This is a genomic window from Parendozoicomonas sp. 2304DJ65-17 (genome assembly GCF_058148445.1).
Genome location: NZ_JBYVJV010000075.1, coordinates 1 through 249 on the forward strand (window position 1 = coordinate 1; position 249 = coordinate 249).

1 protein-coding gene is annotated in these 249 nt (G+C 52.6%); it reads left to right on the plus strand.

Annotation, left to right across the window (positions count from 1 at the left end; genetic code table 11):
• The coding region (locus ACY2RR_RS24585) for a hypothetical protein (RefSeq protein ID WP_490110834.1) at positions 1–228 on the plus strand (228 nt) is incomplete at its 5' end.
• Between the last annotated feature and the right edge of the window lie 21 nt (positions 229–249).

A 249-nucleotide genomic window follows, 5' to 3' on the forward strand; every position in this document is an offset into this window, starting at 1 on the left:
CCAGTAGCTGTCGCTCAACACCTGCAAGCTTATGGTGAACGGGATTGGCAACGTCATATCTGTGCCCGCATGGGTGGAACAGAAGAATCTGGGACTCAGTGGAATGTTTCCGATCTGGCACAGGCTGACCCGGAATCCATTGATCCCCTGAACGTAATGGTTCTGGTGAATGAGCAACACAAACCGTGGAATGGTTACGACCGCCACTGCTCCGATGACGCTTACTGAAAGCGCATGCCAGACAAAGGT